The organism is Bradyrhizobium sp. KB893862 SZCCT0404 (genome assembly GCF_018130885.1).
Taxonomy (GTDB): Bacteria; Pseudomonadota; Alphaproteobacteria; order Rhizobiales; family Xanthobacteraceae; genus Bradyrhizobium; species Bradyrhizobium stylosanthis.
Window position 1 is genome coordinate 1,732,350 of record NZ_JAFCLT010000001.1, and the last position, 24,104, is coordinate 1,756,453.

The window sequence follows — 24,104 nt, forward strand, 5'->3', positions numbered from 1 at the left end:
AAGAGCGATTCCTGAGCCTTGCGCTTTGTTCGCGTGAGTCAGCACCCCCAGCTTCCTTGAGAGCGCGCCGTTTCGGGGTGGAACGCGACCAGCCTTATTACCCTCGATTCCGAACGGCGGTTTCGACCAGAGGCTCAATGTCCTTTTCAGATCTCGGACTGTCCGAAAAAGTCCTCGCCGCAGTGGCGGCCACCGGTTACACCAACCCCACCCCCATTCAGGAACAGGCGATCCCCCACGTCCTCGCGCGTAAGGACGTGCTCGGCATCGCCCAGACCGGCACCGGCAAGACCGCGGCCTTCGTGCTGCCGATGCTCACCATCCTTGAAAAGGGTCGCGCCCGGGCGCGCATGCCGCGCACGCTGATCCTCGAGCCGACCCGCGAGCTCGCCGCCCAGGTGAAGGAAAACTTCGACCGCTACGGCGCCGGCCAGAAGCTCAACGTCGCCCTGCTGATCGGCGGCGTCTCCTTCGGCGACCAGGACGCCAAGCTGATGCGCGGCGTCGACGTGCTGATCGCCACCCCCGGCCGCCTGCTCGACCACACCGAGCGCGGCGGTCTCCTGCTCACCGGCGTCGAGCTGCTCGTGATCGACGAAGCCGACCGCATGCTGGACATGGGCTTCATTCCCGACATCGAGCGCATCTGCAAGCTCGTCCCCTTCACGCGGCAGACCCTGTTCTTCACCGCGACCATGCCGCCGGAAATCCGGCGCATCACCGAAGCCTTCCTGCACAATCCGCAGAAGGTCGAGGTCTCCCGCCCCGCCACCACCGCCGTGACCGTGACGCAGGCCCAGGTGCCCGCCGGCCGCGAGGCGCATGAGAAGCGCGAGCTGCTCCGCCGCCTGCTGCGCGAGGCCAAGGACCTCAAGAACGCGATCATCTTCTGCAACCGCAAACGCGAAGTCGCGATCGTTCACAAATCGCTGCAGAAGCACGGCTTCAGCGTCGGCGCCCTGCACGGCGACATGGACCAGCCGGCCCGCATGGCCGCGCTCGACCAGTTCCGCAAGGGCGAGCTGCCGCTCCTCGTGGCCTCCGATGTCGCCGCCCGCGGCCTCGACATTCCCGAGGTCAGCCACGTCTTCAATTTCGACGTCCCCCATCACGCCGACGACTATGTCCACCGCATCGGCCGTACCGGCCGCGCCGGCCGCACCGGCACCGCGATCTCGATCGTGACGCCGCTCGACCAGAAGTCGATGGTGGCGATCGAGAAGCTGATCGGCCAGAGCATTCCGCGCGCCGAGGGCGATTACGAAGTCAATGCCGACGCAAGCGAGCAGAGCGATCGTCCGCGCGAGTCGCGCGGCCGCGATCGTGAACGCTCGCGCGGCGGACGCGGCAAGCCACAGCGCGGTGGCCGCGATCGCGAACGCAGCCACGAGCCGCGCGAAGCGCGTGGCGAGCCAAGGCACGCTTCTGAAGCAAGGCATTCGTCGGAAGCACGGCAGCCCGCCGAACCGCGGCATCGCTCCGAAGAGAAGCACGCCGGCGAGCCGCGTCGCGGCGCGCGCCAGCAGGCCAACAATTCGCATGTGCCTTCGATCGGCCGCCCCGAGCCGCGCCGCCAGCGCGAGGTCGATACCGAGCCGGGCGATCATTCGCACCTGCCGGCGTTCCTGCTCCGGCCCGTGCGTTCGTCTCCTGCCGGCGCCTGATGCGACGAGGCGCCTCAGGATCGGTTGAGCAGAGGCGCCACACACTTTTTATGATGCATTGGCCACCGTATATTTACTGGCCGTTCACAAACGTCCATTAGCCTACGAACATAATTTAAGCATTGCTGCGGTCGATTGCGCACCGACCGCTGTGGGGTATGTTCCGTGGTCAAGGTTCTCGACGAACACGAACGCACGATGGCGTTCGCCGAAGTGGCACTCGGTCAGATCCGCTCGCTTCGACAGACTGCAATTCCCCGCAATTACGAGATCTGGTACGTCTACGCGACGGGCTACAACGCCCCGCTCAACAAGATCATCAACGAGACGCTGGCGCGCCACGGCAAGCTGACCGAAGGCGATCTCGAGCAGATCTACGAGACCTATCTCTCCCACATCAAGACCACCGACCGCATCGACAAAGTCGGCGCGCGCGTCATCGGCGAGATCGACGACGTGATGAAGGTCCTCGGCGAGGCGCTCGGGATGACCGGCTCCTACGATGCGAGCCTGTCGGGCGCATCCGAAAAGCTGTCGTCGGCGAAGAGCCGCGAGCAGATCAAGGGGATCGTGGAGACGCTGCTGCGTTCGACCAGCGAGATGCGCGAGACCAACAAGGCGCTCGAGGACCGGCTCACGCTGTCGAAGAACGAGATCAGCAATTTGCAGCAGAGCCTGGAGGCGATCCGCGCGGAGAGCCTGACCGACCCTCTGACCGGCCTCGGCAACCGCAAATATTTCGATCGCATGATCGACATGGCGGTGCAGAGCGCGCTCGCTTCGGGCGAACCGCTGTCGCTGCTGCTGTTCGACATCGATCACTTCAAATCGTTCAACGATTCCTACGGCCATCTCACCGGCGACCAGGTGCTGCGGCTCGTCGGCCTGTCGCTGAAGCAGACCATCAAGGGCCAGGACATCACCGCCCGCTACGGCGGCGAGGAATTCGCGGTGGTGCTGCCCAACACCGCGCTGCGCCAGGCGCTCACCGTCGCCGATCACATCCGCCGCGCGGTGATGGCGAAGGAATTGAAGAAGAAGTCTACCGGCGAGATCCTCGGCCGCGTCACCATCTCCGTCGGCGTCTCCATGCTCAAGCCGGGCGACGACACCGACGCGCTGATCGAACGCGCCGACGCCTGCCTCTACGCCGCCAAGCGCAACGGCCGCAATCGCGTGATCTGCGAAGCCGATCCGGAATTCGCGATCGAGAGCCATAGCCGGGTGGCGTGAGCTTTCATCAACTGCCGTAGCGTGGGCAAAGGCGCACAGCGCCGTGCCCACCTAAATCCGTGGGCACGCTTCGCTTTGCCCACCCTACGGCACCCTCGCTTGACATTACTCCGCGGCGAACAACATCTGACACGACACCGGCCGCCTGCACCCGAGCCCACAAAGGACTTGTCGTCGTGCCCAACCCTCATGATTTTCACGCGCCGCAACCGTCGTACACGAAGGACGAGCTGCTGAAGTCGAGCGAAGGCGGCTATTTCGGGCCCGGCAATGCGCAGCTCCCGGCGCCGCCGATGCTGATGATGGACCGCATCACCGAGATCAGTTTGGATGGCGGCGCGTTCGGAAAGGGCCATATCGTCGGCGAACTCGACATCGCGCCGGGCCACTGGTTCTTCGACAGCCATTTCCGCGGCGATCCGATGATGCCCGGAAGCCTTGGGCTCGACGCGATGTGGCAGATGATCGGCTATTGGCTCGGTTGGTCGGGCTCCCCGGGCAAGGGTCGCGCCATCGGCGTCGGCGAAGTCGAGGCCACCGGATTTGTCACGCCGGAAACGCGATGCGTGCGCTACGAGGTCGCCATGCGCATGGTTCGCCGCGGCAAGCTGGTGCTCGGGATTGCCGACGGCCGTGTGCTGGCGGACGGTGCCTGTGTCTTCACAGCCAAGGACATGAGGGTCGGCTTGACCAAGGCCGTGGACTGAGCATCCGGTCTCGTAGGGTGGGCAAAGGCGCAAAGCGCCGTGCCCACGATCTCTGGACAACTATTTCGAACGGTGGGCACGCTTCGCTTTGCCCACCCTACGTACTGTCTTCCTGGCCGCCTTCTTCGCTACGGACCTCCTGGGGGCAACCTTCTTCGCCGCCTTCTTCCCCTTCGGCCGCTTCTTCACCTTGGCGCGCTGGGCGGCGGCGAGCGCGGCCCTCGCCCATTGCGCCAGCTCCGCGGAATCGTCGAACAGGCGTGCGGGCAGCTCCCAGTACGAATTGACCACGACCGTCTTGGCGCGGGTCGAATACTGGAACGGCTTTGAGCCTTCCGCTTCGAAGTCCGGGATCGTGACCTCATCGGCGCGCAAGAACAGGCCGGCACGCAGCGACAGCGCAAAATTGGTACCGTCGGCGGAGATGCCGTGGCCGGAAAACATCTTGCGGATGGTGACCGGGCCGAAGTCGGCGAACAGGTCGATCAGGAATTCGCGGTCCATGGCCAAGCTGTCTCCCCGATGCCGTCCTAGCGAACGCCAGGACCCATTACCCCAGGGAGGAGTTTAGCGAAGACTGCCAGTCGTGCCAGCGTGGTGCGAGCACCACCCGTCACAGAGAAATCACGCGGTATGGGTCCCTGGCTTTCGCCAGGACGACGGCGGTGTGAATGGAGAGGGCTTAGCTACCCGTCGATCTTCGCCGGCCGCAGCTCGACCGACTCGCCGCAACCGCAGGCGGAGATCTGGTTGGGGTTGTTGAAGACGAACTGGGCCTGCATCTTGTCGGCCTTGTAGTCCATCTCGGTTCCGAGCAGGAACAGCACGGCCTTGGGGTCGACGAGGATCTTGACGCCCTTGTCCTCCACGACCTCGTCGGTCGGGCGGACGTCATGGGCGTATTCGACCGTGTAGGACTGGCCGGCGCAGCCGCCGTTCTTCACGCCGACGCGCAAGCCGACGATCTCGGAGTCGGCACGCTGGGTCAGCTCGGAAATGCGCTGGGCCGCGGCATCCGTCAGCCGCATCACCTGCGGGCGCGGCCGCCGGGGTTTTGGTGAGGATGCTGGTGTTGCCTGGGTCATGTTATTTATGTGGTCCGTTGCAGAACGAATTCAATGCGCGTTGAGACTGTCACCACATGTTCAGCACGAGGCGCGCCTCGTCGCTCATGCGCTCGGGCGACCACGGCGGCTCCCAGACGACCTTGACGTCGACCACGCCGACGCCGGGAACGCTGGCGACCGCGTTCTCGACCATGGTCGGCAGCTCGCCGGCCGCCGGGCAGTTCGGCGTCGTCAGCGTCATCTGAACGTCGACGGAACGGTCGTCCTTGATCTCGACCTTGTAGATCAGACCAAGCTCGTAGATGTCGGCCGGGATTTCCGGATCGAACACGGTCTTGAGGCCCGCGATGATCTCGGTGGTGAGCCGCTCGGTCTCCTCCGGCGGCAACGCCGAATGGGTCTCCATCGGATTGGCTTTGATTTCGGCCGTGTCACTCATGCGAACAAATCCCGCGCCTTCAGCAGCGCCTGTGCCAGATGATCGACTTCTTCCCGTGTATTATACATGCCGAACGAGGCCCGGCACGTCGCGGTGACGTTGAACCGCTCTAAAAGCGGCATCACACAATGGGTGCCGGCGCGCACCGCGATGCCCTGGCGGTCGATCACGGTGGCGACGTCGTGGGCATGGGCGCCCTTGAGCTCGAAGGAGATCACCGGGCCCTTGCCGCGCGCGGTGCCGATCAGCCGCAGCGAGTTGATCTCGCGCAGCTTCTCCTGGGCGTAGGCGGTGAGATCGGCCTCGTGAGCGGCGATGCGCTCCTTGCCGATCGAGTTGACGTAGTCGATGGCGGCGCCAAGGCCGACAGCCTCGACGATCGCGGGCGTGCCGGCTTCGAACTTGTGCGGCGGGTCGCCATAGGTGACGACCTCGCGCGAGACCTCGCGGATCATCTCGCCGCCGCCGTTATAGGGGCGCATCGCGACGAGGTGGTCGTATTTGGCCCAGAGCACGCCGATGCCGGTCGGGCCGTAAACCTTGTGACCGGTGAAGACGTAGAAGTCGCAGCCGAGGTCCTGCACGTCCACGGGCAGATGCACCGCGCCCTGGCTGCCGTCGACCAGCACGGGAATGCCGCGCGCATGGGCGATCTTCACGACCTCCTTGATCGGCACGATGGTGCCGAGCGCGTTCGACATCTGCGTGATCGCGACCAGCTTGGTCTTCGACGTCAGCAGCTTCTCGAACTCGTCGACGAGGAAATTGCCCTCGTCGTCGACCGGCGCCCACTTGATCACGGCGCCCTGGCGTTCCCTCAGGAAATGCCACGGCACGATGTTGGAGTGGTGCTCCATGATCGAGATGACGATCTCGTCGCCCTCTTTGATATTCGGGCCGCCCCACGACGACGCGACCAGGTTGATCGCCTCGGTCGCGTTACGGGTGAAGATCACTTCCTCGGTCCGCGGCGCGTTGATGAACTGCGCCACCTTGGTGCGGCCGCCCTCATAGGCTTCGGTCGCGGCATTGGCGAGGTAATGCAGGCCGCGATGGACGTTGGCGTATTCGGATTGATAGGCCTGCGTCATGCGGTCGAGCACCGCGCTCGGCTTCTGCGCCGAGGCGGCGTTGTCGAGATAGACCAGCTTCTTGCCATAGACCTGCATGGCGAGCGCCGGAAAGTCCTGACGCACGCGCGCGACGTCGTAGGCGCCGTTCTTGACTGCAGGATGCGTGCTCATTGGCGCCGCTCCAACCAGCGCTCGGCAATACCGATCACGTGCTCGCGGAGATTATCATCCGCGATCTGCTCGATGGCTTCACCAACGAAGGCCTGGATCAGCAGCGCCTGGGCCTGCTTCTCGGGCAGGCCACGCGCCTTCAGATAGAACAGCAGGCTCTCGTCCAGCGCACCCGCGGTGGCGCCGTGGCCGCAGGAGACGTCGTCGGCAAAGATCTCGAGCTCGGGCTTGTTGTCGGCCTCGGCTTCGTCCGAGAGCAGCAGCGCACGCGTCATCATCTTGCCGTCGGTCTTCTGCGCGTCGGGACGGACGATGATGCGGCCCTGGAACACCGAATGGGCGCGATCGTCGATCACGGCACGGAAGACTTCGCGGCTGACGCAGTTCGGCACGGCATGGTCGACCACCAGCGTGGTGTCGCCATGCTCGGTCTTCTGCAGCAGGTTGACGCCGTTGGCGGAGAGCTCGCTGCCCTCGCCTGCCAGCGTGATGAAGCCCTGCAGACGGCTGACGGCCGCGCCCGTCGTCATGTTGAAGACGTTGAATTTGACGTTGGCGCCGATGGTCACGAACTGCGACGTGATGTTCGCTGCATCAGCCGCATCGTCCATCAGACGAATATGCGCGACGTCGGAATCGTCGCCGACCGTGACGATCACGGCGTCGTTGACCTGGTAGGCCTTGGCTCCTGCCGCGACGAAGGTCTCGACGATGGTGGCGCGGACGGCCTTCCCGATCGCGACCTGCGAACGGGTGAAGGCCGACGCGGACGAAGCGGTCGCGACGTGGATGATCTGGATCGGCGCGGACAACTGCGTGCCCGCGGCGATATCGAGCACCAGGCCATCCGTCACCATCGCGGCGTTCAGCGCGATCACGGCATCGGTGGACGCGGTCTTCAGGAGCCCGGCATCCTTTTCCAGGGCTTCGCGCAGCGTCTTGAAACCCACCTCGCCGGCGAGTGCCTTGACGTCGGAGAGATCGGCCGCGAACACGCCGTCGACCAGCACGAGCTTGCGGGCGCCTTCGATCGCATTTGCCTTCACCGCCTCCGCAGCGCGCTTCAGCGCTGCCGCATCGGGGCTGGCTGCGAGCGGCAGCACCTCGCCGACCAGCGCACGCAGGTCGGTGTATTTCCATTCCTCGATCCGGCGGTGCGGCAGGCCGAGACGCTCATAGGTCTCAAACGCCTCGCGGCGCACTGCCACCACGGCCGGCGAACCCGGCAAGCGGCCTTCGGCGCTGGCGAAGAGATCGCTCACCGCGCGGCCGTTTCCGGTCTTTGCCACAGCAACGTTCATCGCAAAATTCCTTACGCGGCGTCCTCGAACTGGGCGTAGCCGGAAGCTTCCAGCTCCAGCGCCAGTTCCTTGCCGCCGCTCTTCACGACACGGCCCTTCGACATCACGTGCACGATGTCGGGCACGATGTAGTTGAGCAGCCGCTGATAATGGGTGATGACGACCATCGCGCGCTTGGGCGAGTGCAGCGCGTTGACGCCGTCGGCCGCGATGCGCAGGGCGTCGATGTCGAGGCCGGAATCCATCTCGTCGAGAATGCACAGGCTGGGCTCGAACAGCGCCATCTGCAGCACCTCGTTGCGCTTCTTCTCGCCGCCGGAGAAGCCGACATTGACGCCGCGCTTGAGCATGTCCTGCGGGATGTTCAGCGACTTCGAGACCTCGCGGACTTTCTTCAGGAAGTCCGGCACCATCAGCTCGCTCTCGCCGCGCGCCTTGCGCTGCGCATTGAGCGCGGTGCGGAGGAAGTTCATGGTGGTGACGCCGGGGATCTCGACCGGATACTGGAACGCCAGGAACACGCCCTTGGCGGCGCGCTCCTCGGGCGCCATCTCCAGGAGGTCCTCGCCCTTGAACAGGATCTGGCCGTCGGTGACCTCGTAGCCGGGCTTGCCGGCGATGACGTGGGAGAGCGTCGACTTGCCGGAGCCGTTCGGCCCCATGATCGCGTGGATCTCGCCCTCGTTGACGGTCATGGTCAGCCCGTGGAGGATCTCACGCTCCTCGACACGAACCTTGAGGTCTTTCACTTCAAGCAAAGCCATCTTGGTATCCAGTCTATTCAATTGATGTTGGAGCGCCGGAGCGCGCCGCGAGGGTCGGCAATTAGCCGACCGACCCTTCAAGCGAGATCGAGATCAGCTTCTGCGCTTCCACCGCAAATTCCATCGGCAGTTGCTGCAGCACGTCCTTGACGAAGCCGTTGACGACGAGGCCGACAGCCTCTTCCTGGCTAAGGCCGCGCTGGATACAGTAGAACAGCACGTCCTCGGAAATCTTCGAGGTCGTGGCTTCGTGCTCGAACGTTGCCGACGAGTTCTTGGCTTCGATATACGGCACGGTGTGCGCGCCGCATTTGTCGCCGATCAGCAGCGAATCGCAGGCGGTGAAGTTGCGCGCGCCCGTCGCCTTCCGATGCGCGGTGACGAGACCACGATACGTGTTCTGCGACTTGCCGGCCGCGATGCCCTTCGAGATGATGCGGCTCGACGTGTTCTTGCCGAGATGGATCATCTTGGTGCCCGAGTCGACCTGCTGGAAGCCGTTCGAGATCGCGATCGAATAGAACTCGCCGCTCGAATTGTCGCCACGCAGGATGCAGCTCGGATACTTCCAGGTGATCGCCGAACCGGTCTCGACCTGGGTCCAGGAGATCTTGGAACGGTCGCCACGGCAGTCGCCACGCTTGGTGACGAAATTGTAGATGCCGCCCTTGCCTTCCGAATTGCCGGGGTACCAGTTCTGCACCGTCGAGTACTTGATCTCGGCGTCGTCGAGCGCGACGAGCTCGACCACGGCCGCGTGCAGCTGGTTCTCGTCGCGCTGCGGCGCGGTGCAGCCTTCGAGATAGGAGACGTAGGAGCCCTTGTCGGCGATGATCAGCGTGCGCTCGAACTGACCGGTGTTGCGCTCGTTGATGCGGAAATAGGTCGACAGCTCCATCGGGCAGCGTACGCCCGGCGGCACGTAAACGAACGAGCCGTCCGAGAACACCGCCGAGTTCAGCGTCGCGTAGAAATTGTCCGAGGTCGGAACCACCGAGCCCAGATATTTCTGCACCAGTTCAGGGTGCTCGCGGATCGCCTCCGAGATCGGCATGAAGATCACGCCGGCCTTCTTCAGCTCCGCCTTGAATGTGGTCGCAACCGAGACCGAATCGAAGACAGCGTCGACCGCGATCTTGCGGCGCGCGGGATCTTCCTCGCCGGGCTTCGGCTCGACGCCTTCGAGCATGGCGACTTCCCGCAGGGGAATGCCGAGCTTCTCGTAGGTCTTGAGAATCTCCGGATCGATCTCATCCAGGGACGAGACCGTCTTCTTCGGCTTCGGCGCGGCGTAGTAATAGAGGTCCTGGAAGTCGATCTTGGGATAGTCGACGCGGGCCCAGGTCGGCTCGGTCATGGTCAGCCAGCGCCGATAGGCTTCGAGCCGCCACTGGAGCATCCACGCGGGCTCGTTCTTCTTCTCGGAGATGAACTTGACGATGTCTTCCGACAGCCCCTTGGGCGCCTTGTCGGACTCGATCTGGGTCTCAAACCCATAACGATACTGGTCGACGTCGATGCGCTTGACGCGCTCGACCGTCTCTTGCACGGCTGGCATTCTATCCTCCGCTCGCGGTTTCAAGGACCGCGGTGGATCAAACTCGGACGAGTATTACGATGTTTTTTGGCGGAAAGCACGGGCTTAGAACAGTTCAAGCCGTGTTTCGTCGCTTAGGCTCTAAGTAGGGTATTACCAAGCTTTCGCCAAGCCTCTAACGCCCTATTGATGTCCTCTGGTTCCGTAGACCAGCCCAGACTGAGGCGCACCGCTCCCTGGGCCACGGCCGGGTCATACCCCATCGCCGACAGCACGTGGGACGGCTGGACCTTGCCTGAGGAACAGGCCGAACCGGACGACACGGCGACCCCTTCGAGGTCAAATCCGATCACGGCGGTCTCGGCCTTGAGGCCGGGTGCCGTGAACAAGACGGTATTTGGCAACCGCTCCACCTCATCCGAAAACACCGTCGCGCCGGCGATCAATCGGATGCCATTTTCCAAGCGATTCCTGAGGGTTGCCATCCGCTCCGTATCCTCAGGCAGAGTCTGAAGCGCCGTTTTCACGGCCCCGCCGAAGCCGGCGATGCCACCGACATTCTCGGTTCCCGCGCGCCGGCTGAGCTCCTGCCCGCCGCCCCGCAGCACCGGTTCCAGCCCAGTCAGCCCTTCGGTCACCACCAGCGCGCCGACGCCCTTGGGACCGCCGATCTTGTGCGCAGAAAAGGTCGCAAGGTCTGCGCCTACCTCGTTAATATTGAAAGCAATTTTGCCGAACGCCTGGATCGCGTCGACATGCAGGAGGCCACCCGCCGCGTGAACGACCCGCGCCGCCTCGGCGACCGGCTGGAGCGCGCCGGTTTCGTTATTGGCCGCCATGATCGAGACCAGCGTCGGCGGGCCGTCCCTGAGCTGTGATTCTAGATCGCCGAGATCGATCACCCCGGAGCGCGTCACCCGGATGAGCCCGACCTTGTCGGCCGCAAACCGGCCCCCGGCCAGCACCGAGGCATGCTCGACGGCCGAGACCAGCAGCCGTTCCACGGGACCGCCGGACGGTCCCCGCAGACCCGGCGACAGCGCCAGCGCATTGGCCTCGGTTCCGGCGGAGGTGAAGATCACATTCCGCGGCAGTCCACCGACCGCAGCGGCGAGCGCGGCACGGGCATCCTCGACCAGCCGCCGCGCCTCGCGGCCCTCGGAATGGACCGAGGACGGATTGCCGATCAGGTCCCAGGCCGCAAGCATCGCCGCCCGCGCTTCAGGGCGAAGCGGCGTCGTCGCATTCCAGTCGAGATACACGCGGCTTGGCATGGCGCCCTCTTAGCACCTTTTGTCATCGCGCCAATCGGTGCCGGCGCACATCAGGCCGGCTGTCGCTGCGCTACTCCGACCGAGGCTCGGGGCTGCGTGCGCAATCCGAACAACGGGCGCAGCCAGCCGATCCGCCGCGCGATCTCGTAGTTGACCAGGCAGGTGAGCGCGGTGCCTGATATCACGATGGCGGCTTCGGTTCCGGCTGACAGCCCACTGCCCCGCAGCGCGTGTGCAATCATGATGATCGCGGTCTGATGCACGATGTAATAGGGAAAGATCGCATCGGTCAGATAGCGCCGCACGGGGCCATCCGTGGTCAGATGGCGTCGCGCGAAGCCCAGCACGGCGACCATGGCCAGCCACTGGTAGCAGCCATAGGCCAGGCCGGCGAACCATCTCAGCATCGGCGAGCGCGGGAGCAAACCGGCATAAACGAGGATGAAGGCGACGAAGCACGCAGCAGCAACCGTCAGCGCCATCCATCGTTGCCGCTCGATGTCGCACCAGATGCCGTCCTGGCGTGCGAACATGAAGCCGATCAGGAACGTGCTCGCAAAATCCGCATGGTTGTACCAGTCGCCGAACAAAGCATGTGTCGACGGGAAGTTCGGGAACAGGAACAACCGCCAGGCTGCAAACAGCAGGCACGGCAGCGCCAGCAGCCACGGGCCAGTGAGCGCGATCGCGAGCCTGCCGCCAAGCCAATCAGCGGCGCCCGGCCACACCAACAGCACTCCAGCCAACGCCATCGTGTAGACCCAGAGATAGACCACAAACCAAAGATGGTTCCAGGTCGGCTGCACGATGCAGGGGTTCGGACAGAATTGCGCGCCGAACGCCAGATAGTGGCGGAGGTAGAAATCGGCGAAACCTTGGGGATAGCCGAGGCTCTCGACGATCTGGAGGTAGGATTGCGGCGGCACGATCACGAACATGCCGAAGATCAGCGGGACCAGGAGTCGCGTTGAGCGTGCGCGGGCGAAGGCCGCGAGCCGCCGCTTTCCAAGCATGAAGCAGCTGGCCACCCCGGACACCAGAAACAGCAGCGACAGCCGCCAGGGATTGACCAACAGCATCGCCGGCTCGAGCCAAGTCAGCCGGTGCTCGCTCTTGATGTGAAATCCCCAGGACACGTAGAGCATGCCGACGTGGTAGAAGATCAGGAGACCGAAGGCTAAAATCCGGACCCAGTCCAGATCGACTCGTCGTTCCGACGTCGAACATTGCGACGGTGTTGACATGGTGTTCAGCTCCTTGACGGGACGACCAACGCGGTTTTGGGGCCATGGCTGACAGCCAAAATGCTCCCGAAACGGAGCGCGTCGAGACGCTTTGGGATCAGAACCAAACGCGAGGGGACCAAGCGCCGCCCGCCGGGACGAGCGGTTGGCGCGGCGGGATCAATCGCGGCGACTGGACGATGTTCGCTGCGATCGCGGCCATCGCGCTGGCCATCGGCATTGTCAACGCGCTCTCCGGCGCTCAGGACGCCGCCTGGCGCGGCGGCAGCTACGATGTCGGCCGGCGACTGTTCTGGGAGTTCTCGAGCATCGTCGTCATCCTGCTGCTGCTGCCGATCCCGGTGCTGGTCGTGCGGCGCATACGTCGGGCACGGAGCCTGGCTGCACGGATTGGGATCGCCGCGGCCGCCCTGCTCGTTTTCTCGGCGCTCCACATCATCGGCATGGTCGGACTCCGGAAACTCGTGCTCTGGCTCGCGGGAAGCGCTTACGACTTCCGTTTCTCGCTGACGACCGTCCTGTACGAGTTCCGCAAGGACGCGGTGACCGCCGCGCTGCTCGGGGCAACGATCTGGCTGATCGAGAGCCGGCGGGAGCTGAGGGCGGCCGCATACACCACCATGTCTGCACCGACCGCTCCGCCCGAGCAGCCATCCTCTCAATCGATCTGGCTCCGGGACGGCGCGAGCCGCATCCGCGTCGCACCGCGCGACATCCTATGGGTCGCCTCGGCCGGCAATTACATCGAATACAGCCTCGCAAACGGCACCCAACACCTGATCCGGGGCACGCTGGCCGCAACCGAAACCGATCTTGCCCGTTTCGCCATCGTCCGCGTGCACCGAACCAGACTTGCCAACCTCGATCGGGTGAGCGGGGTGGACTTCAAACCGTCAGGGGATTTCGAGCTGACGTTCGACAACGGGCAGACCCTTGGAGGGAGCCGTCGCTACCGGCCGGCGGTGGCCTCTTTGGGAGGCCGCACCGAACCAGTGTGAATCATCCCCGGCGGCCCGCCCAGCAACCGATAAAACAGTCGGGATTACAGTCGGTTATTCCAGAAACGCCGATCCCGATCATCGCCTCGTCCGGTCCCGCAACCATTGGCATGACATCGGGATGACCGGCTAAGCTTTTGATCACATTGATAGATGTCGAAGATGCTTGCTTTTTGCCCCTGCGCCCATGTTAGAACGCGCACCGTCAAGTCACCGCGCGCCGTTTGCGCATCACCGCGAGGCGCACGCCTTCTCACCCTTCCATTCGCGCCTTCGTCGGCATCGCTGTCGATGAGGCCACAATCGGTTGATTGCCGAGGATCCTCGCTCCAGCACATCAATCAAGAGATCACCGATGCCTGAAGTCATTTTCGCCGGCCCCGCTGGCCGTCTCGAAGGCCGCTATCACCCGGCCAAGCAGAAGAACGCGCCGATCGCGATGATCCTGCACCCGCACCCGCAGTTTCACGGCACGATGAATCATCAGATCGTGTACCAGTGCTACTACGCCTTCGCGCATCGCGGCTTCTCGGTGCTGCGCTTCAACTTCCGCGGCGTCGGCCGCAGCCAGGGCTCGTTCGACCACGGCACCGGCGAATTGTCGGATGCGGCCGCAGCCCTCGACTGGGCGCAGACCATCAATCCCGAAGCGCGCGCCTGCTGGGTCGCCGGCTTCTCCTTCGGCGCCTGGATCGGCATGCAGCTCCTGATGCGCCGTCCCGAGGTCGAGGGCTTCATCTCGATCGCGCCGCCGGCGAACCTCTACGACTTCTCGTTCCTCGCGCCCTGCCCGTCATCGGGTCTGATCGTGCATGGCGAGAAGGATGCGGTGGTGCCGCCCAAGGACGTCAACACGCTGGTCGAGAAGCTGAAGACGCAGAAGGGCATCGTGATCGACCAGCAGGTCATCCCCGGCGCCAACCACTTCTTCGACGCCAAGCTCGAGCCGCTGATGGAAACCATCACGGCGTATCTCGACATGCGCCTCGCCAACGTGCGCTGACGTTTTCTAGCTGCAGCCTTGTAGCCCGGATGGAGCGCAGCGAAATCCGGGACCGCTGTCGCTTGCGGCAAGACCCCGGATTGCGCTGCGCTCCATCCGGGCTACGGGACTGAGCAAGCCGCTCAAGCCAGCTTGAGCGCAACGATCCCCATCAACACGAGCGCGATGCCCGCAAGCTTCATCGCGCTCAATGTCTCCCCGAACAGAGCGACGCCCATCACGAAGGTGCCGGCCGCACCGATGCCGGTCCACACCGAATAGGCGACGCCAACCTCGAGCACCTTTAGGGCCCGCCCGAGCAGGAAGACGAAGGCGGCGAGCAGCACCAGCGAGACGATGCTCCAGCCCACGCGCGTGTAGCCTTCCGCGTACTTCATCGAGATCGCCCAGCCGACGTCGAGCGCGCCCGCGATCACCAGCATCAGCCAGGCCAGGGATTGTGACATCGGCGTGCGCTCAGGCCGCGAGCTTGAGCAGATGCGCGTCGTGGCGAACGAGGAACGCGCGCAGCAATTGCGGATAGTCCTCCCCGACCGCGGTGCGCACGCTCGGGCGTTTTGCAAGCTCGGCGCGCCAGGCCCGGACCTTCGGCACATCCCTAAAGATGCCGTGCTCGGTCAGTTCGTCGAACAGGTCGAAATAGCGGAAGACCGGCGCGAACACGGCATCGACGAGACTGAACGCCTCGCCTGCGAAATAAGGCCCCGCGCCAAGCGCCGCCTCGACGCGCGCGAATTTTGCGACCAGCGCCTGTCGCTTGCTTTCGAACGTCGCCGGATCGGTCGTCGTCTCCAGGCCCCAGAGGTCGCCCAGGATCGCCGAGCCGAATTCCATCCAGGCACGATGTTCGGCCCGCGTGAGCGCATCCACCGGGTGCAGTTTTCTGCCGCCTTGCGTCTCCTCGATGTACTCGCAGATGACGTTGCTTTCGAACAGCGCGACCTCGCCCTTGTCAGTCGTCACCACCAGCACCGGCACCTTGCCGAGCGGCGAGAGTTTGAGGAACCAATCGGGCTTGTTGGCGAGATCGATGTCGATCCGCTCGAACGGCACGCCCTTCTCTTTCAGCGCGATCACGGCACGCTGCACGTAAGGGCAAAGCTTGTGGCTGATGAGTTTCAGTGAAGCGGTCATGGCGCGATCCCGGCGGTTCGATGCAACTGCATCCAAGATAGATGCATTTGCATGCACCGTCAAGTTCCATGCAATTGCATGAACCACTCCCCCTCAGGGCCGCGCGATCACCCCGCCGGTCATCGGCATCGGCACCCCCGTGGTAGCCGGATAGGACAGCGGCAGGCCCTTCAGGCCGCGCGCGGCGAGGAAGCCGAAGGCTTGCGCTTCGATGGCGTCGGAGGCCCAGCCGAGCGTCTCGGCGGCTTCGACGGTGGCCGACCCGACACGGTCTCGCAGCATCCGCAGCATGGTCAGGTTGCCGGCACCACCGCCGCAGACGATCCAGCTCCGCGGCCGCCGCGGCAACAGCGGAATGACACGGGCGATCGCAGCCGCAGTGAAGGCGGTCAGCGTCGCCGCGCCGTCGGCCGGCTGGACGTCGCCGAGCTTGAGCGCGGCGAAATCGTTGCGGTCGAGCGATTTCGGCGGCGGCGCGGCGAAGAACGGCAATTCGAGCGCCCGCGCGATCCAGGCCTCGTCCGCCTTGCCGAGCGCCGCGAATTTGCCTTCGGCATCGAAGGCCTGGTTCATGGTGCGGTACATGAAATCGTCGAGCAGGGCGTTGCCCGGCCCGGTATCGCAGGCGATCAGCGTGTCGTTGCCGTCGATATAGGTGATGTTGGAGACGCCGCCGATATTGACCACGACGATCGGTCCCTCGCGGTCCAGCGAGTTCGCGAGCGCCCGGTGGTAGACCGGCACGAACGGCGCGCCCTGCCCGCCCGCTTCGACGTCGGCGGCGCGGAAATCATACATCACGGGGATATGGATTGCCCTCGCCAGTGCCGGCGCATCGCCGATCTGCACCGTCAGCCGCTTCTCGGGACGGTGCAGCACTGTCTGGCCATGGAAGCCGACGATGTCGATGTCCTCGGGCCGCATCCGGTTCTGGGCGACGAAGGCGGCGACCGCCTCGGCATGGGCCAGCGTCACGGCGCGTTCGGCCTCGGCCAGCACCCCGGGCCGGGCGTCGCGCTGCGACAGGTGCACGGCTTCGGTCAGCGCCTGGCGCAGCAGGTTGCGCTCAGCCGGGCTATAGGGCCGGTACCCGGCGGGCCCGAACGCCTTCACCAGCTTTCCATCGGTTTCGATCAGCGCGACATCGACCCCGTCCAGCGAGGTGCCGCTCATCAAACCGAGTGCCGTTAACATCATGGATCAGCGTCCTCAAAACACCTCCTCTGGCATGCCGATCTTGTGCCAGAGGGACACATCTTATAATGCCACAGCGCCAAGTGGCGGGCAGCAATCGAGTTCCCACGGAAGACCCTTAAATTGCTCCCAAAACAGTAAACCAAGAATTGTCAGGCATGCCGACAGATGACTGCTTTTAAATCGGATTTCCTCAACACCCTGCAGGAACGTGGTTTCATCCACCAGTGCTCCGATTTCGAGGGGCTGGACGCGCTCGCCGCCAAGGGCGAGGCGACCGCCTATGTCGGCTACGATTGCACCGCCCGCTCGCTGCATATCGGCAACTACCTGACCATGATGATGCTGCACTGGCTGCAGCAGTCCGGCAACAAGCCGATCACCCTGATGGGCGGCGGCACCACCATGGTGGGCGACCCCTCCGGCAAGGACGAGACGCGCGCGATGCGCACCGTCGCCGAGATCGAGGCCAACAAGGCATCGATCCGCGGTGTGTTCGCCAAGGTGCTCAACTATGGCGACGGCAAGAGCGACGCCATCATGCTCGACAATGCGGAGTGGCTGACCAAGCTGAACTGGATCGAGATGCTGCGCGACGTCGGCCGGCACTTCTCGGTCAACCGCATGCTGACGATGGACTCCGTGCGGCTGCGCCTCGAGCGCGAGCAGGAGATGAGCTTCATCGAGTTCAACTACATGGTCTGCCAGGCCTACGACTTCGTCGAGCTCGCCAAGCGCACCGGCTGCAAACTGCAGATGGGCGGTTCCGACCAGTGGGGCAACATCATCATGGGCGTCGATCTCGGCCGCCGCATGGGCACCCACCAATTGTTCGCGCTGACGACGCCGCTGCTGACGACGGCGTCGGGTGCCAAGATGGGCAAGACCGCGCAAGGCGCGGTGTGGCTCAACGCCGACCAGTTCTCGCCCTATGATTTCTGGCAGTACTGGCGCAACACCGAGGACGCCGACGTCGGCAAGTTCCTCAAACTGTTCACGACGCTGCCGATGGCTGAGATCAAAAAGCTCGAGGCGCTCGGCGGCTCGGAGATCAACGAGGCCAAGAAGGTGCTCGCCACCGAGGCGACCGCGCTGCTGCACGGCCGCGACGCAGCAAACGAGGCCGCCGAAACCGCGCGCCGCACCTTCGAGGAAGGTGCGCTCGCGGAGAGTCTGCCGACCGTTGAAATTCCGCGCGGCGAACTCGAAGCCGGGATCGGCGTGCTCAACGCGTTCGTCAAGGCCGGCCTCGTCGCCTCCAACGGCGAAGCACGCCGCCAGATCAAGGGCGGCGGCCTGCGCGTCAACGACGAGCCTGTCACCGACGAGAAGATGGTGCTCTCGGCGGCCAATCTGACGCCCGAAGGCGTGGTCAAGCTGTCCTTCGGCAAGAAGAAGCACGTCCTCATCAGGCCTGCATAGGCGTATGAGCTTTTGATGCTTGTCAGGGCGCGCGGATGCGCGCTCCCTGATAGGCAATGGACCAGAACACGCCCAGGGAAGCGAGCAAGGATAAGCATCGCGAAGGCGTCGTGGCGACGACACACGGCGCCGTGCGCATCGCGCTCACCGTGCTCGCACTCTGCTTCACGCTGGCCGTGCTCGGCCGCGGGCTCGGCGACAGCTTCACGGTGTTCCTCAAGCCGATCTCGGAAAGTTTCGGCTGGGACCGTGCGCAGATCGTCTCGGTCTATTCGCTCACCTGGCTGGCGAGCGGCCTCACCGCGCCCTTCGTCGGACGGCTGTTCGACCATTCGGGACCGCGGATCGTCTATGCAGTCGGGCTGCTGCTGCTCGGCGCGGCCTTCCTGATTGCGGCGCACGCCCAGCATCTGTGGCAGTTCCAGCTCTCGATCGGCCTCTGCGTCGGCATCGGCGTCGCCTTCATCGGCATCGTGCCGAACTCGATCCTGCTCGGCCGCTGGTTCGGACCTCGCCTGCCGACCGCTATGTCGGTGGTGTATTCGGCGATGGGCGGCGGCGTGCTGGCGCTGCTGCCGGCGTCCCAGATCCTGATCGATCACATCGGCTGGCGCGACACCTACCAGCTGTTCGGCTTCACCGCCTTGGGGCTGCTTGTGCCGCTCCTGCTGCTGCCGTGGCGGCTGTTCGCTGCCGGCTCGCCGCATGTCGTGAAGAAGACCGATCCTGATTTCGTCGACAATGGCTGGACGCTTCTCGGCGCGATGCGACACCATGCCTTCTGGGCGCTGTTCTCCACCTTCTTCTTCACCGCTGTCGGCATGTATTCCATCGCCGCGCAGATCGTGGCCTATCTGATCGACGCCGGCTTCCCTCCGCTGCAGGCCGCGACCGCCTGGGGCTTTTCCGGCGTCGTGCTGGTGTTCGGAATGTTGGGAGTCTCCGCGCTCGATGGGCTGATCGGGCGTCGGCCCTCGGTGCTGCTCAGCTACGCGATCTCGATCATCGGCATCGGTCTGCTCTGGCTGCTTCAGTATTATCCGAACATCGTCCTGCTCACGGGTTTCGTCGTCTGCTTCGGCAGCATGATGGGCTCGCGCGGCCCGCTGATCAGCGCCACCGCGATGAGGATTTTCCAGGGCAAGCGCGTCGGCACCATCTACGGCACCATCTCGATCGGCAGCGGCCTCGGTTCGGCGTTCGGCTCCTGGAGCGGCGGCCTGATCCACGACGCGACCCACGGCTACAACGCGCTGCTCGCCTTCGCACTTGCGAGCGTCATCCTCGGAATGATTCCATTCCTGATCGTGCCCGCCTTGCGGCGCTAGGTTTCACAGGGGTAACCTGAGCGCATTCGCGTCACCGCAAAATTACGGACGGCGCGAGACAAATGCGCGAAAAAATTGCCGATAGACCTTGGCTGAATCGGCGGGATGCGGTGTTTTGTCCGACATGACAAAAATGTCAGCGCAAATTGGCGTGGAGCCGCTTGCGGGGTGGAACTGAATGCGGTCCAAGTCGCGCATTGGATGGAGGGCAAACCAATGAACTTTCCTTATCTCACTCGCTTTCAACCGGTTCTGCTGAGCCTGTTTCGCTTCATCACTGGCCTCTTGCTGTTCCAGTATGGCGTCGCCAAGCTGTTCAAGTTTCCGGTGCTTCCCTACTTCGCCAACATCCCGCCGCTGATCTACGCGGCCGGGACGATCGAGCTCATTCTCGGCGCGCTGCTAATGATCGGCCTGTTCACCCGCCTCGCGGCTTTCATCCTCGCAGGTGAAATGGCCTTCGCCTACTTCATGGGCCACATGTTCAAGGGCGAAACGCCGGTGTTCCTGCCGCTGCTCAACGGCGGCACCGCTGCGATCCTGTTCTGCTTCGCCTGCCTCTATCTCTCGGCGGCCGGCGGCGGTTCGGTCAGCGCCGATGCAGCGATGGGCAAGGACTAACAACCCGACCTGCAGCGCGCTCGCACCAGCCGATTCGCGCGATTAACCAGCAAGTAACGGATGGCATCGGCAGATCTGCCGATGCCATTTTTACTACCGCGCCCCCAGCACGTTCCAGATCAGAACGAGGGCCGCGACGAGCAGCACGGACATGATGATGCGATGAACGAATCGATTCATTGCAGGTCCAGCTCCACTCCGTAGCGACCAAAAATCCAGGGCCGATTTTCCGGCGCCCCCGCATCGGCGGACGCCCGACACGCGCGTTTTGCCTGCAGAATTGAGCATTTGGCTGCGGATTCCGTCGCGCGCGGCGGGGCGCCGCACGCGTCCATTCATGAATGGTAAGAATTTCATGCTACCGACGCGAGCAATAACAACCATTTCGTAGAGGCCGCGATGAAGCTGCTCAGCCACCTGAAGATCCGCACCAAGCTCGCGAGCATGGTCTGCCTCGCAGCGCTCACGGTGACGGCCATCATCGGCGTATCGGCTGTCCTCAGCAAGAGCCGCATGATGGAAGACCGCGTCCAGCAGATGCGGACCGCGGTGGAACTCCTCTACAACTATGCGCAGTCGCTGCAGGAAGATGTCACCGCGGGCAAGCTGACGCTGGACGACGCCAAGGCCCGTTTCCACGAGCGCGGACGGCGCATGAGCTTCAACGGCGGCCAGGGCTATCCGGTCGTCTACAATCCCGACACCTCGCTGTTCGTGAACGGCGCCAACAAGCAGCTCGAAGGCAAGATCACCGGCGCCGTCGATTCCAACGGCATCATGATCGCCGACGCGATCATGAACGTCGCGGCCCAAAATCCCCAGGGCGGCGTCGCCTCCTATCTGTATCCCCGCCCCGGCCAGACCGAGCCCGTGCGCAAGACCGTGTTCGCGCGCAAGTTCGCGCCATGGAACGCAACGATCAGCTACGGCCTCTATGTCGACGACATCGACGCCGACGTGCGGGCCCTGACGCTGGAACTGGCCGCGATCGGCGTCGGCCTGATGCTGCTGATGGCGACATTGTCCTGGCTGATCGCCCGCGACGTGCTCGGCGCGCTCGACCGCCAGAAGAACCGGATGCAGGCAATTTCCGAAGGCGCCATCGACAAGCCGGTCGAGGAGACCGATCGCGGCGACGAGATCGGCCGCATGGCCGAGACCCTCGAAGTGCTCCGGCAGACCGCGCTCACGGCGCGTAACCTCGAGGCCGAACAGGTCGCCGCCAAGACCCGCAGCGAGCAGGAGAAGCGCGACGCCCTGATCTCGCTCGCCGATCGTTTCGACGCCTCGGTCGGCCAGCTCGTCGGCCTGATGGCCTCCGGCTCCGGCGAGCTCGAGACCACCGCCAAGTCGATGTCATCCACCGCCGAGGGCACCAACCGCCGCGCCGCCGTGGTCGGCTCGGCCGCCACCGAAGCCAGCACGCGCGTCCAGACGGTCGCCGCTGCCGCCGAGGAGCTCTCCTCCTCCATCACCGAGATCAGCCGCCAGGTCGCGCAGTCCGCCGAGGTCACCGGCCGCGCCGTGGACAGCGCCCGCCGCACCGACACCATCGTGCGCGCGCTTTCCGACGGCGCCCAGCAGATCGAGCATGTCGCCGAGCTGATCTCCAGCATCGCGGCGCAGACCAATCTGCTCGCACTCAACGCCACCATCGAGGCGGCGCGTGCGGGCGAAGCCGGCCGCGGCTTTGCCGTGGTCGCCTCCGAGGTGAAGTCGCTGGCGAGCCAGACCGCGGAAGCGACGCGTGAGATCGGCGACAAGATCGCCCAGATCCAGGGCGCGACCAAAGAGGCCGTCGACGCCATCGGCGGCATCACCGCCACCATCGAAGAGGTCAGCCGCATCGCCACCTCGATCGGCGCTGCCATCGAGGAGCAAGGCGCCGCCACCGCCGAGATCGCCCGCAGCGTCTCCCAGACCGCGGAAGCGACCAAGGAGGTCACCACCAATATCGGCGGGGTCAGCACGGCGGCGAACGAAACCGGCAATGCCGCCGGCATGGTGCTCGCGGCGGCCTCCAATCTCTCCAAGCAGGCCGAGCAGCTCTCCGGCGAAGTCGGGACGTTCCTCGCAGGCGTGCGGGCGGCGTAAGCAGCGCGACATCTGTGGCTCGAACATGACGATGCATCGACGAATCGATGCATCGCTTGAGCCGGCGCTCGGCGGCGTAAACACGATCGCGATCCATATCTTTTTTGGACACGTCGCCGCAGGCGTTGGCTGCACGTCTGCATATGCGTGTCCACGGTTGCGCGAATTGCGGCGCGCCTGAACGCGCCATCCCCTGCATTCAGGAATGGTAAGTACTTCCTGATACGGCTGCGCGAGAACAAGCATTCTACAACCGTTCTCGAGGCCGTCATGACACTGCTCAGCCATCTGAAGATCCGCACCAAGCTCACAAGCATGGTCTGTCTTGCGGCGCTCACGGTCATGGCGCTCATCGTTGCGTCGGCGCATCTCAGCAAGACCCGCATGCTCGACGATCGCGCACGACAGATGCAGACAGCAGTCGACCTGCTGCACGGCTTCGCGCAATCGCTCCAGGACGATGTCACGAACGGCAAGATGACGCTCGCCGATGCGCAGGCCCAGTTCAAGCTGCGCGGCCGGCAGATGAAGTTTGGCGGCGGCCAGGGCTATCCCGTCGTCTACACCGCCGACTCGACCGTCATGATGAACGGCGGCGCGCCTCAGCTCGAGGGCAAGAACAACGGCATCAAGGATGCCAATGGCATCGTGATCGGCGACGCCACCGTCAACACCGCCAGGCAGGCCCCTGAAGGCGCCATCCTGTCCTATCTCTTCCCGCGTCCGGGCGAGACCGTTCCGGTTCGCAAGCTGGTGTTCGCGCGTTACTTTGCCCCCTGGAACGTCGCGATTGCCTATGGCCTCTATGTCGACGACATCGACGCCGACGTGCGTGCCCTGACGCTGGAGCTGGCTGCGATCGGCGTCGGCCTGATGCTGCTGATGGCGACGCTGTCCTGGCTGATCGCTCGCGACGTGCTCAGCGCCCTCGACCGCCAGAAGAACCGGATGCAGGCAATTTCCGAAGGCGCCATCGACAAGCCGGTCGAGGAGACCGATCGCGGCGACGAGATCGGCCGCATGGCCGAGACCCTCGAAGTGCTCCGGCAGACCGCGCTCACGGCGCGTAACCTCGAGGCCGAACAGGTCGCCGCCAAGACCCGCAGCGAGCAGGAGAAGCGCGACGCCCTGATCTCGCTCGCCGATCGTTTCGACGCCTCGGTCGGCCAGCTCGTCGGCCTGATGGCCTCCGGCTCCGGCGAGCTCGAGACCACCGCCAAGTCGATGTCATCCACCGCCGAGGGCACCAACCGCCGCGCCGCCGTGGTCGGCTCGGCCGCCACCGAAGCCAGCACGCGCGTCCAGACGGTCGCCGCTGCCGCCGAGGAGCTCTCCTCCTCCATCACCGAGATCAGCCGCCAGGTCGCGCAGTCCGCCGAGGTCACCGGCCGCGCCGTGGACAGCGCCCGCCGCACCGACACCATCGTGCGCGCGCTTTCCGACGGCGCCCAGCAGATCGAGCATGTCGCCGAGCTGATCTCCAGCATCGCGGCGCAGACCAATCTGCTCGCACTCAACGCCACCATCGAGGCGGCGCGTGCGGGCGAAGCCGGCCGCGGCTTTGCCGTGGTCGCCTCCGAGGTGAAGTCGCTGGCGAGCCAGACCGCGGAAGCGACGCGTGAGATCGGCGACAAGATCGCCCAGATCCAGGGCGCGACCAAAGAGGCCGTCGACGCCATCGGCGGCATCACCGCCACCATCGAAGAGGTCAGCCGCATCGCCACCTCGATCGGCGCTGCCATCGAGGAGCAAGGCGCCGCCACCGCCGAGATCGCCCGCAGCGTCTCCCAGACCGCGGAAGCGACCAAGGAGGTCACCACCAATATCGGCGGGGTC

General features: G+C 64.6%; 23 protein-coding genes. 10 read left to right on the forward strand and 13 right to left on the reverse strand.

The features are described 5' to 3' along the window. Positions 1–137: 137 nt before the first annotated feature. The 3 genes from JQ617_RS08785 to fabA all read left to right on the forward strand — a co-directional run bounded on the left by JQ617_RS08785 (position 138) and on the right by fabA (position 3,604). A complete protein-coding gene (locus tag JQ617_RS08785; protein ID WP_212025906.1) occupies positions 138–1,664 on the forward strand; it encodes a DEAD/DEAH box helicase in 1,527 nt (508 codons plus the stop codon). Between the two features lie 165 nt (positions 1,665–1,829). Next, on the forward strand, positions 1,830–2,897 hold the full coding sequence (locus JQ617_RS08790; protein WP_212025907.1) for a GGDEF domain-containing protein: 1,068 nt from the start codon (positions 1,830–1,832) through the stop codon (positions 2,895–2,897). A gap of 176 nt (positions 2,898–3,073) precedes the next feature. Beyond that, positions 3,074–3,604 carry a bifunctional 3-hydroxydecanoyl-ACP dehydratase/trans-2-decenoyl-ACP isomerase gene (fabA, locus tag JQ617_RS08795; protein ID WP_212025908.1) on the forward strand — a complete coding sequence of 177 codons (531 nt, stop codon included), beginning with the start codon at positions 3,074–3,076 and terminating at the stop codon, positions 3,602–3,604. Positions 3,605–3,664: 60 nt separating this feature from the next. On the opposite strand, the gene JQ617_RS08800 is transcribed toward fabA, so the two are convergent. The 9 genes from JQ617_RS08800 to JQ617_RS08840 all read right to left on the reverse strand — a co-directional run bounded on the left by JQ617_RS08800 (position 3,665) and on the right by JQ617_RS08840 (position 12,474). Continuing rightward, the gene (locus JQ617_RS08800; RefSeq protein ID WP_212025909.1) at positions 3,665–4,108 is read right to left on the reverse strand and encodes a TfoX/Sxy family protein; all 444 of its coding nucleotides are present in this window, start codon (positions 4,106–4,108) and stop codon (positions 3,665–3,667) included. A gap of 182 nt (positions 4,109–4,290) precedes the next feature. After that, positions 4,291–4,689, reverse strand: coding sequence for a HesB/IscA family protein (locus JQ617_RS08805; protein ID WP_082884857.1), 399 nt, complete (start codon positions 4,687–4,689; stop codon positions 4,291–4,293). 49 nt (positions 4,690–4,738) lie between these two features. Continuing rightward, positions 4,739–5,110 carry an SUF system Fe-S cluster assembly protein gene (locus JQ617_RS08810; RefSeq protein ID WP_063683732.1) on the reverse strand — a complete coding sequence of 124 codons (372 nt, stop codon included), beginning with the start codon at positions 5,108–5,110 and terminating at the stop codon, positions 4,739–4,741. Continuing rightward, positions 5,107–6,354, reverse strand: coding sequence for a cysteine desulfurase (locus JQ617_RS08815; protein ID WP_212025910.1), 1,248 nt, complete (start codon positions 6,352–6,354; stop codon positions 5,107–5,109). Before JQ617_RS08815 ends, JQ617_RS08810 begins: the two co-directional genes overlap by 4 nt. Further along, a complete protein-coding gene (gene sufD, locus JQ617_RS08820) occupies positions 6,351–7,655 on the reverse strand; it encodes a Fe-S cluster assembly protein SufD (protein WP_212025911.1) in 1,305 nt (434 codons plus the stop codon). The genes JQ617_RS08815 and sufD overlap by 4 nt, the downstream gene beginning before the upstream one ends. Positions 7,656–7,666: 11 nt before the next feature. Beyond that, positions 7,667–8,419 (reverse strand): Fe-S cluster assembly ATPase SufC, encoded by a 753-nt coding sequence (gene sufC / locus JQ617_RS08825; protein ID WP_063683735.1) that lies wholly within the window; start codon positions 8,417–8,419, stop codon positions 7,667–7,669. Between the two features lie 61 nt (positions 8,420–8,480). Further along, positions 8,481–9,977, reverse strand: coding sequence for a Fe-S cluster assembly protein SufB (gene sufB, locus JQ617_RS08830; protein ID WP_063683736.1), 1,497 nt, complete (start codon positions 9,975–9,977; stop codon positions 8,481–8,483). A 113-nt stretch (positions 9,978–10,090) separates the two neighbouring features. Further along, positions 10,091–11,230 (reverse strand): cysteine desulfurase family protein, encoded by a 1,140-nt coding sequence (locus JQ617_RS08835; protein WP_212025912.1) that lies wholly within the window; start codon positions 11,228–11,230, stop codon positions 10,091–10,093. Between the two features lie 50 nt (positions 11,231–11,280). After that, positions 11,281–12,474, reverse strand: coding sequence for an acyltransferase family protein (locus tag JQ617_RS08840; protein ID WP_212025913.1), 1,194 nt, complete (start codon positions 12,472–12,474; stop codon positions 11,281–11,283). Positions 12,475–12,518: 44 nt separating this feature from the next. Here JQ617_RS08840 and JQ617_RS08845 point away from each other — a divergent pair, with 44 nt between their 5' ends. Together JQ617_RS08845 and JQ617_RS08850 are read left to right on the forward strand one after the other, a co-directional pair. Continuing rightward, complete coding sequence (locus tag JQ617_RS08845; RefSeq protein ID WP_212025914.1) at positions 12,519–13,472, forward strand: LytTR family DNA-binding domain-containing protein; 954 nt, start codon at positions 12,519–12,521, stop codon at positions 13,470–13,472. A gap of 355 nt (positions 13,473–13,827) precedes the next feature. Further along, positions 13,828–14,475: an alpha/beta hydrolase gene (locus JQ617_RS08850; protein ID WP_008143006.1), complete on the forward strand. Its 648-nt coding sequence runs from the start codon at positions 13,828–13,830 to the stop codon at positions 14,473–14,475. Positions 14,476–14,597: 122 nt separating this feature from the next. Here the strand turns inward: JQ617_RS08850 and JQ617_RS08855 are convergent, their stop codons facing one another. From JQ617_RS08855 to JQ617_RS08865, 3 genes are all read right to left on the reverse strand, one after another. After that, the gene (locus tag JQ617_RS08855; RefSeq protein ID WP_063683739.1) at positions 14,598–14,921 is read right to left on the reverse strand and encodes a DMT family transporter; all 324 of its coding nucleotides are present in this window, start codon (positions 14,919–14,921) and stop codon (positions 14,598–14,600) included. Positions 14,922–14,931: 10 nt separating this feature from the next. Further along, positions 14,932–15,609: a glutathione S-transferase family protein gene (locus tag JQ617_RS08860; protein WP_212025915.1), complete on the reverse strand. Its 678-nt coding sequence runs from the start codon at positions 15,607–15,609 to the stop codon at positions 14,932–14,934. A 93-nt stretch (positions 15,610–15,702) separates the two neighbouring features. Continuing rightward, a complete protein-coding gene (locus JQ617_RS08865; RefSeq protein ID WP_212025916.1) occupies positions 15,703–16,806 on the reverse strand; it encodes an anhydro-N-acetylmuramic acid kinase in 1,104 nt (367 codons plus the stop codon). A gap of 165 nt (positions 16,807–16,971) precedes the next feature. Between JQ617_RS08865 and tyrS the strand changes: the two genes are divergently transcribed. From tyrS to JQ617_RS08880, 3 genes are all read left to right on the forward strand, one after another. Then, entirely contained in the window at positions 16,972–18,225 is a 1,254-nt protein-coding gene (gene tyrS, locus JQ617_RS08870; RefSeq protein ID WP_212025917.1) for a tyrosine--tRNA ligase, read from the forward strand. A gap of 56 nt (positions 18,226–18,281) precedes the next feature. Then, positions 18,282–19,553 carry an MFS transporter gene (locus JQ617_RS08875; protein ID WP_212025918.1) on the forward strand — a complete coding sequence of 424 codons (1,272 nt, stop codon included), beginning with the start codon at positions 18,282–18,284 and terminating at the stop codon, positions 19,551–19,553. Positions 19,554–19,769: 216 nt separating this feature from the next. Further along, a complete protein-coding gene (locus tag JQ617_RS08880; protein WP_212025919.1) occupies positions 19,770–20,174 on the forward strand; it encodes a DoxX family protein in 405 nt (134 codons plus the stop codon). Positions 20,175–20,267: 93 nt separating this feature from the next. Here JQ617_RS08880 and JQ617_RS08885 read toward each other — a convergent pair whose 3' ends face one another. Next, the gene (locus tag JQ617_RS08885; protein WP_212025920.1) at positions 20,268–20,591 is read right to left on the reverse strand and encodes a hypothetical protein; all 324 of its coding nucleotides are present in this window, start codon (positions 20,589–20,591) and stop codon (positions 20,268–20,270) included. On the opposite strand from JQ617_RS08885, the gene JQ617_RS08890 reads away from it, so the two are divergent. Together JQ617_RS08890 and JQ617_RS08895 are read left to right on the forward strand one after the other, a co-directional pair. Then, positions 20,574–22,268, forward strand: coding sequence for a methyl-accepting chemotaxis protein (locus JQ617_RS08890; RefSeq protein WP_212025921.1), 1,695 nt, complete (start codon positions 20,574–20,576; stop codon positions 22,266–22,268). The genes JQ617_RS08885 and JQ617_RS08890 overlap by 18 nt on opposite strands. Positions 22,269–22,538: 270 nt before the next feature. After that, positions 22,539–24,104, forward strand: a 1,566-nt coding sequence (locus JQ617_RS08895; RefSeq protein ID WP_212025922.1) for a methyl-accepting chemotaxis protein, incomplete at its 3' end; no start/stop codon positions are given.

What these genes read in the sequence shown, in the direction of transcription:
- JQ617_RS08785 (WP_212025906.1), top strand. Translation starts at nt 138, where the DNA reads ATGTCCTTTTCAGATCTCGGACTGTCCGAAAAAGTCCTCGCCGCAGTG.
- JQ617_RS08800 (WP_212025909.1), bottom strand. Translation starts at nt 4,108, where the DNA reads ATGGACCGCGAATTCCTGATCGACCTGTTCGCCGACTTCGGCCCGGTC.
- JQ617_RS08805 (WP_082884857.1), bottom strand. Translation starts at nt 4,689, where the DNA reads ATGACCCAGGCAACACCAGCATCCTCACCAAAACCCCGGCGGCCGCGC.
- JQ617_RS08810 (WP_063683732.1), bottom strand. Translation starts at nt 5,110, where the DNA reads ATGAGTGACACGGCCGAAATCAAAGCCAATCCGATGGAGACCCATTCG.
- JQ617_RS08815 (WP_212025910.1), bottom strand. Translation starts at nt 6,354, where the DNA reads ATGAGCACGCATCCTGCAGTCAAGAACGGCGCCTACGACGTCGCGCGC.
- sufD (WP_212025911.1), bottom strand. Translation starts at nt 7,655, where the DNA reads ATGAACGTTGCTGTGGCAAAGACCGGAAACGGCCGCGCGGTGAGCGAT.
- sufC (WP_063683735.1), bottom strand. Translation starts at nt 8,419, where the DNA reads ATGGCTTTGCTTGAAGTGAAAGACCTCAAGGTTCGTGTCGAGGAGCGT.
- sufB (WP_063683736.1), bottom strand. Translation starts at nt 9,977, where the DNA reads ATGCCAGCCGTGCAAGAGACGGTCGAGCGCGTCAAGCGCATCGACGTC.
- JQ617_RS08835 (WP_212025912.1), bottom strand. Translation starts at nt 11,230, where the DNA reads ATGCCAAGCCGCGTGTATCTCGACTGGAATGCGACGACGCCGCTTCGC.
- JQ617_RS08840 (WP_212025913.1), bottom strand. Translation starts at nt 12,474, where the DNA reads ATGTCAACACCGTCGCAATGTTCGACGTCGGAACGACGAGTCGATCTG.
- JQ617_RS08845 (WP_212025914.1), top strand. Translation starts at nt 12,519, where the DNA reads ATGGCTGACAGCCAAAATGCTCCCGAAACGGAGCGCGTCGAGACGCTT.
- JQ617_RS08850 (WP_008143006.1), top strand. Translation starts at nt 13,828, where the DNA reads ATGCCTGAAGTCATTTTCGCCGGCCCCGCTGGCCGTCTCGAAGGCCGC.
- JQ617_RS08855 (WP_063683739.1), bottom strand. Translation starts at nt 14,921, where the DNA reads ATGTCACAATCCCTGGCCTGGCTGATGCTGGTGATCGCGGGCGCGCTC.
- JQ617_RS08860 (WP_212025915.1), bottom strand. Translation starts at nt 15,609, where the DNA reads ATGACCGCTTCACTGAAACTCATCAGCCACAAGCTTTGCCCTTACGTG.
- JQ617_RS08865 (WP_212025916.1), bottom strand. Translation starts at nt 16,806, where the DNA reads ATGATGTTAACGGCACTCGGTTTGATGAGCGGCACCTCGCTGGACGGG.
- tyrS (WP_212025917.1), top strand. Translation starts at nt 16,972, where the DNA reads ATGACTGCTTTTAAATCGGATTTCCTCAACACCCTGCAGGAACGTGGT.
- JQ617_RS08875 (WP_212025918.1), top strand. Translation starts at nt 18,282, where the DNA reads ATGGACCAGAACACGCCCAGGGAAGCGAGCAAGGATAAGCATCGCGAA.
- JQ617_RS08880 (WP_212025919.1), top strand. Translation starts at nt 19,770, where the DNA reads ATGAACTTTCCTTATCTCACTCGCTTTCAACCGGTTCTGCTGAGCCTG.
- JQ617_RS08890 (WP_212025921.1), top strand. Translation starts at nt 20,574, where the DNA reads ATGAAGCTGCTCAGCCACCTGAAGATCCGCACCAAGCTCGCGAGCATG.